The following is a 7,290-nucleotide window of genomic DNA, read 5'->3' as shown; positions in this document are numbered from 1 at the left end:
GCGGCGGCCTAATCCTCCTCGATAGCCAGGCTGAGGTCGTCGCAGGGGACGGCTACAGCCTCAATCTGGCGGCGGCCGAGAGGATCTTGTCCGTTATGGCCGATCAAATGCCATGTTCGATGCCACGATCGATGAAGCGTATGGGGCCAGCATAGAAGGCCTTGGTCAATGCCAACCCCACTGCCAGTAAGCAGACCTTTCCAAGGTCCTAGAAGGGTCGGGAGCGGACCCAAGCTATGAATTCCATCCGTCAGATTTGGACCACTAGGAACGCCAAGCGGCGATGTGGGCCGCGCCCCCGCGTTCGCTGCTGCTCGCCGGGTAGATCCTACTGCCCTCGTGAGCTCGGGACTCGCGCCGACCTTGAGCATTGGCTCAAGGCCGCGCGCAGGGTGATGCCGCTCACGCCTGTGTGTTAGCCGCAACCGGAACCGCGCAGATCGGAGTAGATTGGCTGATAACCGGCGTCATCCAGTGTTGAGCTCCATGCGGATCCTTTTTGCGGCAGCCGCGCTCATCATGAGCGTCGGCTCAGCTTGGGCACAGAGCGCCAACGGCAACTCACCCTCCATCGCCAGTGTCAGCGTAGCGCCGGCTACGCCCGGCACGGTTGGGCTGTCGAGCGCATCGATCGAGCCGACCGGATCCATCGCGAACGCCGGCGGCTTGAGTGGCAGTAGCTTCCCGTCGATCTCCAGCCTGACCGGCGGGATCACCAATGCGGGCGCCCTCAGCTTCGGCGGCGGTGGTTCGGGCGGTGGGAGCGTGCCGAACCCGGCCGGCAGCTCATCGACGACGTCCACCCCAGCAGGCTCGCTCTCAACCGTCAGCACCGGTCTCAACGTGACGGGGCTCACGAGCCTCTCCACCTCCAGCAGTCTCTCAAGCGGGTTGACCGGGGGGACCGGTACGTCGAGCGGCCTCACCGGATCGAACACGGGCACCACGTCTGCCGTGAGCGCGAACGGCGTTCAGGCAGCTACGACGGCCTATCAGACCGGGTTCATCAATTCGGGCCTGAGGGCCACGGTTGGCTCTGGGCTTAGCGGAGGCTCTACAGGCGGCACTACATCGGGGTCCGGCACGGCGTCCGCGGTAGGAAGCAGTTTCTCAGGAGGCACAGCATCGATCTCCGGGACGGGAGCAACCACCAGCTCAACCATCCTGGGCGTGGGAACTGCCAACTCCGTGCAGACGACGAGCGGCGGTGGCTCGACGGGAGGGGCCGCTATCGTCAGCAGCTCGGCGACTCTGACCGACCAAGCCGCCAATGCTGCACGCGCGACGACCACGAGTGGAACGGGTGGTGGAGCGACGGGAGGAGCTGGCATCGGAGGCGCTGCGGTGAACACACCGGTCGACGCTTGCAGCCAAACGTTCGGCGCTACGTGCGCAGGCATTGGCTTCTGATGATCGGGCTTGCCGCTTGTCGCCGAAGTGTAGGATAGAGCAGGCGATGGGGTCCGCGCCATCGCGGTCAATGCTGCCCCGTTAGGAAGGTCAACCGCTCCCCGTAGACCTCGATCACCCGCCTTCTTGGACGAGCAATGACGTGCTCCTGTGTATGAAGCGCGCAGTTTACACGGACCCACGCAGGCCGACCGGGCAAAGTAGGGCTCGCAGGTCGAATACCCGCTCGTGTCGGCGGCCTAGGGTGCATAGCGGTCAGAGATCTTGAAGGCGATTAGGTTGGGCCGCCGAGCGGTGAGTAGGGCCCGGAAGGTGTCGGGCTGACTGGCCGGTAGGATGTGTGGCTGAACTGGTCTACGTCGCTACCGCTCCCTCACGCCGCGCTATGATCGACGGGTTCGCGGGTTTCCTGGGTATCGAACACGGATTACGCGGCGTCCATCAGGATAGGCCGAAGAGGTTCGGGAGCTGGTCGTTCCGGACGTCCAATCAGAAACCCTTGTACTGCGTCGCAGCCAAGCGTTCGTAAATATTCCAGCTGTTCCGCGTCTTCGACACCCTCAGCCAGCGTCGGGATATTCATGTCGCGGCCCATTTGGGTAATCGCCCGCACGACCGCCATCGAGTGCTTGTCGTTCAGCGCAGACGCTACGAAACTGCGGTCGATCTTGATCCTATCGAGAGGTAGATCGCGCAGGTGAGCGAGGGATGAGTATCCCGTGCCGAAGTCATCCATCGCGATCTTGATGCCGAGGCGCCGCAAAGCCGTCAACGTGTGCACGATCTGCCGGCCATCCTCGACCAACGCCGTCTCGGTCAGCTCGATCTCAAGTCTGTGAGCCGGTAGACCGCTCAGTGCGAGGGCCGTTGTTATGTCGGCCAAAAGCAACGGCGACCGGAACTGTACAGCCGATACGTTGACCGCGACATGCTGCGATGATGGCCAAGAGGCAGCCTGACGGCACGCCTCTTCCAGCACCCAACGCCCGATCGGCAAGATAAGGCCCGTCTCCTCGGCCAGCGGGATGAACGCAGCCGGAGAGACCAAGCCTCGGACGGGATGCTGCCAGCGGATCAACGCCTCGAAGCCGACGATGCCATCGTCCGTGAGCGCCATGATCGGCTGGTAGACGAGATGGAACTGGCGTTCGGCGATGGCGACTCGGATGTCGTTCTCGAAAACATGCCGCTCGGCGACGGCCTCGATCATCCCGGGGGTGTACTGGACCGCACGACCCCGCCCGTGACGCTTGGCTTCGTACAAGGCAATATCAGCGCGCTGCATCAGATCACTCGGATCCGACTTATCCTCGGTGCCGCAGACGCCGATGCTGCACCCGATGACGACGGTCAGATCGTCGAAGGCGTACGGTTCCTCGACCGCCGCGACGATCCGCTGGGCGAGGTCCATGGCGGCACCGCCGGCCCCGCTCACGATCACCGCCAGCTCGTCGCCGCCCAGGCGTGCCACGAACCCGGCCTCTCCTGTCAGCGTGTTCAATCGACCGGCCACACCGACGAGGAGGCGATCACCGACACCGTGGCCGAACATATCGTTGACGGCTTTGAACCGGTCGAGGTCGATCAGTAGAAGCGTGGACGGGAGTTCGGCCTCTCGATCGTGCGCCAGTCGTTCGATCAGCGAGCGCCGGTTCGCCAGGCCTGTCAGCGGATCTCGGTAGGCCAGGTGTGAGATCTCTTTCTGGGCGAGCCGCGCCTGTGTCACGTCGTCGAACGTCAGCACGGCACCGTCCCGGACGGGCTGGCACGTCACAGACAAGATCCGGCCGTCGTCGAAGACGTGTTCGACGTGCGTTTCCTCCGCCTTCGCCATCCACTCGCGGTGGTTCGTCAGCACACGGGCGATACGGTCGTATTCCCATCCGTTCGCCAGCCCCGTCTGTTCCAAGTAAGCGCCAAGGCTCATCCCCTGGAATACGGCGCCTGGTGCCAAATTGAGCATGGCGCATAGGCGCTCGTTGTAGAGCTCGACGACTTCAGTGGCTGAGACCTTGAGGATGCCATTGGACATGTTGTGCAGGGCGGTCGCTAGAACTTGGCCATGCGCGACCTCTTGGTTCTCGAACCGTTTGGCTGCGACCAGGGCGAGAAACGCGCCGATCAAGAGGAAAGCCGTGCCGATCGCAACCAGCACGCTCAGGGCGACCTGCAGGCCCGGCATAAGCTGATCGACGCGCGCGCCGTCGAGGACCGTACCGGCGATCGACATGAAATGCGTGCCGCAGACCGCGACGACGATGAGCAAACCGATCGCGAGCGGATGGTTTGCGCGTCGTGGCAGTACGCGGGCCATGGCCATGCAGAAGGCGCCGATCGCACACGCCAGCGCATTGAGGCCGGTCGATTGTACCTGACTGCAGCCCTGCAGGGCTGCCATTCCGGTGATGTGCATCGCGCCGATGCCCAGCCCCGAGGCTGCGCCGGCGATGAGGCGCGTCCAAGTCCGCGTCCATGCGGTCGATAGCGCGAGCGGTATACCGACTACGACGATCGCCGCGAGCGCGGAGGCGATCGTCGTACCGAGGTGATAGCTCAGGGCGAGATCGGTGCGGTAGCCGAGCATCGCGACGAAGTGGGTGGTCCACACGCCGATACCCGCCACGATACTCGTACCGACCATCCACCAGCGCCTAGTCGTCTTGGCGGCAACTTCCGCGCGGTGGATCAGGCATGCGATCATCCAAGCGCTGAGCGCGCAGATTGTGCCGGCAGCCAGGGCGAAGCTTGGCGCCTGGTTGTTGAGCAACGATGCGACGGCGGTAAGCATGCAACTATATTGCGCCCAATAAGTATGTATCACCTCAAAAATATCGGTCAATTAAGAGTTAATGGCAGGCTCGTCGCCGACGCGTTGTCTAATTTGAAGTAGTAAGAAGGTTTTTGCAATGCAACTATTGCGGGTATTTTGATCGTATTAGTCTGAGGAGGCGGTCGGCATGCTCGATAGCCGCCTCCGGGATCGACCGCAAAGCCGGGTGCCCGACCTCGCGCGCGCAAAAGCGGAGTGCTCCTCTGGATGCCATTGGGTTGGTCGCTCCGTCCGCCGGGCCCAACAAGCTACAGAGTAGGCCCGACGGCATGTCCTAAGCGGCATGATGCTTATGCTGTCGCCGCTCAGGATGGGATTGAGTGCCATGTGGCATTCCGCCGACAATGCGTACGCTTCAGGGCCGAGGAGCAGGATTTTGTTCCAGAAAAGCGCAACTCGCGGCTATCAGGCCCTATCACCGGCCGTGATCGACCGCCGGTCCGGAACGGAACCGCTTGCGTGTTCGAGACATCCCGACGCCCTGTCGCCCCCGGTACTCTTGCGCAAGAGGACCCGGACGGGGCGCCGGATACGATCGCCTCGCGGCTCGACCGTCTGCCGATCACACCGCTGCACCTGACGATCCTTGCGATCTGCACCCTCGGCTTGTTCACCGACGTGGCCGAGGTCGCCCTGAGTAATGCCCTCGCGGCGATCTTCCTGGCGCCGCCCCACAGTATGCCGCGTGGTAGCCTTTCCCTCCTACTGGCCTCTGTCTTCGCCGGAGGCGCGGTGGGCGCGCCGATCTTCGGCTTGATCGGCGACCGGTTCGGAAGGCGGACGGCGCTACAGGCTACCCTGGTGCTGATGGCCGTCGGATCGGCGGCCGCCGCCATGAGTTCGGGCCTCACTGAACTCACCGTCGCGCGAGCCGTGTTGGGTTTCGCGATCGGCGGCTTCCCGCCTCTGGCGGCGACCTACCTCGCCGACGTGATGCCGCCCCGTCGGCGTGGCGCGATGCTGATGGTCTGCACCGGGATCGGCTTTCTAGGCGGGACCGCGGTGATCCTCGTGGTCCAGGCCCTGACGCCGGCGCCGCCGCTCGGGATCGAGGCCTGGCGCTGGGCCCTGGTGCTGGGTGCGGTCCTGGCGGTTCTGGGGGCGGCCCTATTCGCCGTGCTGTCGGATTCGCCGCGCTGGCTCGCCGCGGTCGGGCGCGACGTTGAGGCCGAGCGCGCCTGTCGGCGCTTCGAGGCGGCGTGGGGCATCGTCCCGCTGGGGGCAGCCGCTGAGGCGACGAGGCATCCACAGCTTCCGATGCACGCGAGTTTTTGGTGGCTGCTCGCTGAGCCCCGACAGCGGCGCCGGACCGCCTTGTTCGTCGCTCTCTACGCGCTCAGTCCCTGGGCGACGGTAGGCTTCCCCCTGCTCAGCGCGGTCGTGATGCTGGGGAAAAGCTTCCGGGTCGATCAGTCCCTGGTCTTCGCCGGCCTGTCGATGCTGGGGCCACCGCTCGGAACCCTGCTCGCCGCCACGGTGATCGACCATCTGGAGCGGCGCGCCTGCCTGGTCACGATGGCGGCCGCGTTGGTGGTACTCGGCACGGCCTTCGCCGTGGGCGAGACCTTCGCGACCCTGGTCCTGCTTGGCTTGGCGTTCAACACCGCAGCGGCGATCTACGGCGGCCTGCTAGCGGTCTACGCAACGGAACTCCTGTCCACCGCGTCGCGAGCCTCGGCCCTCACCTGCGCCTGGGCCGGTGGGCGGGTCGCCGCGGCTCTGACGCCGATTGTCCTGCTGCCGGTGCTCGACGGCTACGGGATCCACGCCATGTTCGCCGTGCTCACCGCCACCCTGATCTCCAGCGGCGCCCTCGTGCTCAGCGGCCCACGCGGCCGGTCGGGCAGGCCGGTGACGCGATAGCGCGTTCGCCCGACGAGACTAAATCTTCGGTTGGATGGCACGCCGGGCGTTGCGGCACGCCATCCGACTCGCGTCAGGCCGCGCGCACGGTGGCGAGGAAGCGGTCGACCTCGGCCGCCAGGTGCTCGGACTGCCGGGACAATTCCGAGGCTGCACCCAGAACCTGGGTCGCCGCCGCGCCTGTCTCCTCGGCCGCACCCGCCACGCCCGAGATGTTGTTGGTCACCTCCCCCGTGCCGATGGCGGCCTGGGTCACGTTGCGGACGATCTCTTGAGTCGCCGCGCCTTGTTCCTCCACAGCTGCCGCGATGCTCGTGGCGACGCCGCTGAGCTCCTGGATGCGGCCGGTGATACCGCCAATCGCGGTCACCGCTTGTCCGGTGGATGCCTGGATCCGGGCGATCTGTCCGGAGATCTCCTGCGTGGCTTTAGCAGTCTGCTCCGCCAGCGCCTTCACCTCCGAGGCCACGACGGCGAAGCCGCGGCCGGCCGCGCCCGCCCGCGCCGCCTCGATGGTGGCGTTGAGCGCCAGCAAGTTGGTCTGGCCGGCGATCGACGAGATCAGCCCGACGACGTCGCCGATCCGACCGACCGCGCTGCTTAGCTCCTGCACCAAGGTACCGGTCTGATCAGCCTCGGCCACCGCCATCCGGGCGAGATCCGCCGAGCCGGCGACCTGCCGGCCGATCTCGTGGACGGATGAGCCCAGCTCCTCGGCAGCGGCTGCAACGGTGTTGACGTTGGAGGCGGCTTCCTCGGCGGCAGCCGCCACCGCGCCGGACTGTGCGGAGGTCTGGCCCGCCATGGCCGACATCGAACCGGCCGTGGCCTGCAGTTCGGTGGCGGAGGCGGACACCATCCCGATGACACCACCGACGGCGGCCTCGAAGCTATCGGCCATCTGGCGCATGCCCGCCTTGCGTTGCTCCTCCGCGGAGCGGCGCGCCTGGGCGGTCTCCACTTCGAGCTGGCGGCTGTGGATCAGGTTGTCCTTGAACACCTGCACCGCGGCCGCCATCGCGCCGATCTCGCTTCGCTCACCCGTGTGCGGCACGTCGGTCGCCGTATCGCCATCCGCGACCTTGCTCATCGCGCCCGCCATCCTGCGGATCGGGACGGAGATCGTGGTCACGGACATCCAGCCGACCGCGAGAGTGATCGCAGCGACCAGGCCGAGGACGACCAAG

Annotated in this window: 4 protein-coding genes; 1 reads left to right on the top strand and 3 read right to left on the bottom strand. The window is 65.6% G+C overall.

Features of this window, described 5'->3' with window-relative positions; all coding sequences use genetic code 11:
• Nucleotides 1-467 precede the first annotated feature (467 nt).
• Together MKK67_RS06510 and MKK67_RS06505 are read right to left on the bottom strand one after the other, a co-directional pair.
• Nucleotides 468-938 (bottom strand): hypothetical protein, encoded by a 471-nt coding sequence (locus tag MKK67_RS06510; protein ID WP_243962913.1) that lies wholly within the window; start codon nucleotides 936-938, stop codon nucleotides 468-470.
• A gap of 899 nt (nucleotides 939-1,837) precedes the next feature.
• Nucleotides 1,838-4,198, bottom strand: coding sequence for an EAL domain-containing protein (locus MKK67_RS06505; RefSeq protein ID WP_243962912.1), 2,361 nt, complete (start codon nucleotides 4,196-4,198; stop codon nucleotides 1,838-1,840).
• Nucleotides 4,199-4,699: 501 nt separating this feature from the next.
• Here MKK67_RS06505 and MKK67_RS06500 point away from each other — a divergent pair.
• Nucleotides 4,700-6,103 (top strand): MFS transporter, encoded by a 1,404-nt coding sequence (locus MKK67_RS06500; protein ID WP_243962911.1) that lies wholly within the window; start codon nucleotides 4,700-4,702, stop codon nucleotides 6,101-6,103.
• 73 nt (nucleotides 6,104-6,176) lie between these two features.
• On the opposite strand, the gene MKK67_RS06495 is transcribed toward MKK67_RS06500, so the two are convergent.
• A partial coding sequence (locus MKK67_RS06495; protein ID WP_243962910.1) for a methyl-accepting chemotaxis protein occupies nucleotides 6,177-7,290 on the bottom strand: 1,114 nt, incomplete at its 5' end.

This window comes from Methylobacterium sp. J-072 (assembly GCF_022829425.1).
Taxonomy (GTDB): domain Bacteria; phylum Pseudomonadota; class Alphaproteobacteria; order Rhizobiales; family Beijerinckiaceae; genus Methylobacterium.
This window is presented reverse-complemented; position numbering and strand designations above follow the sequence as displayed.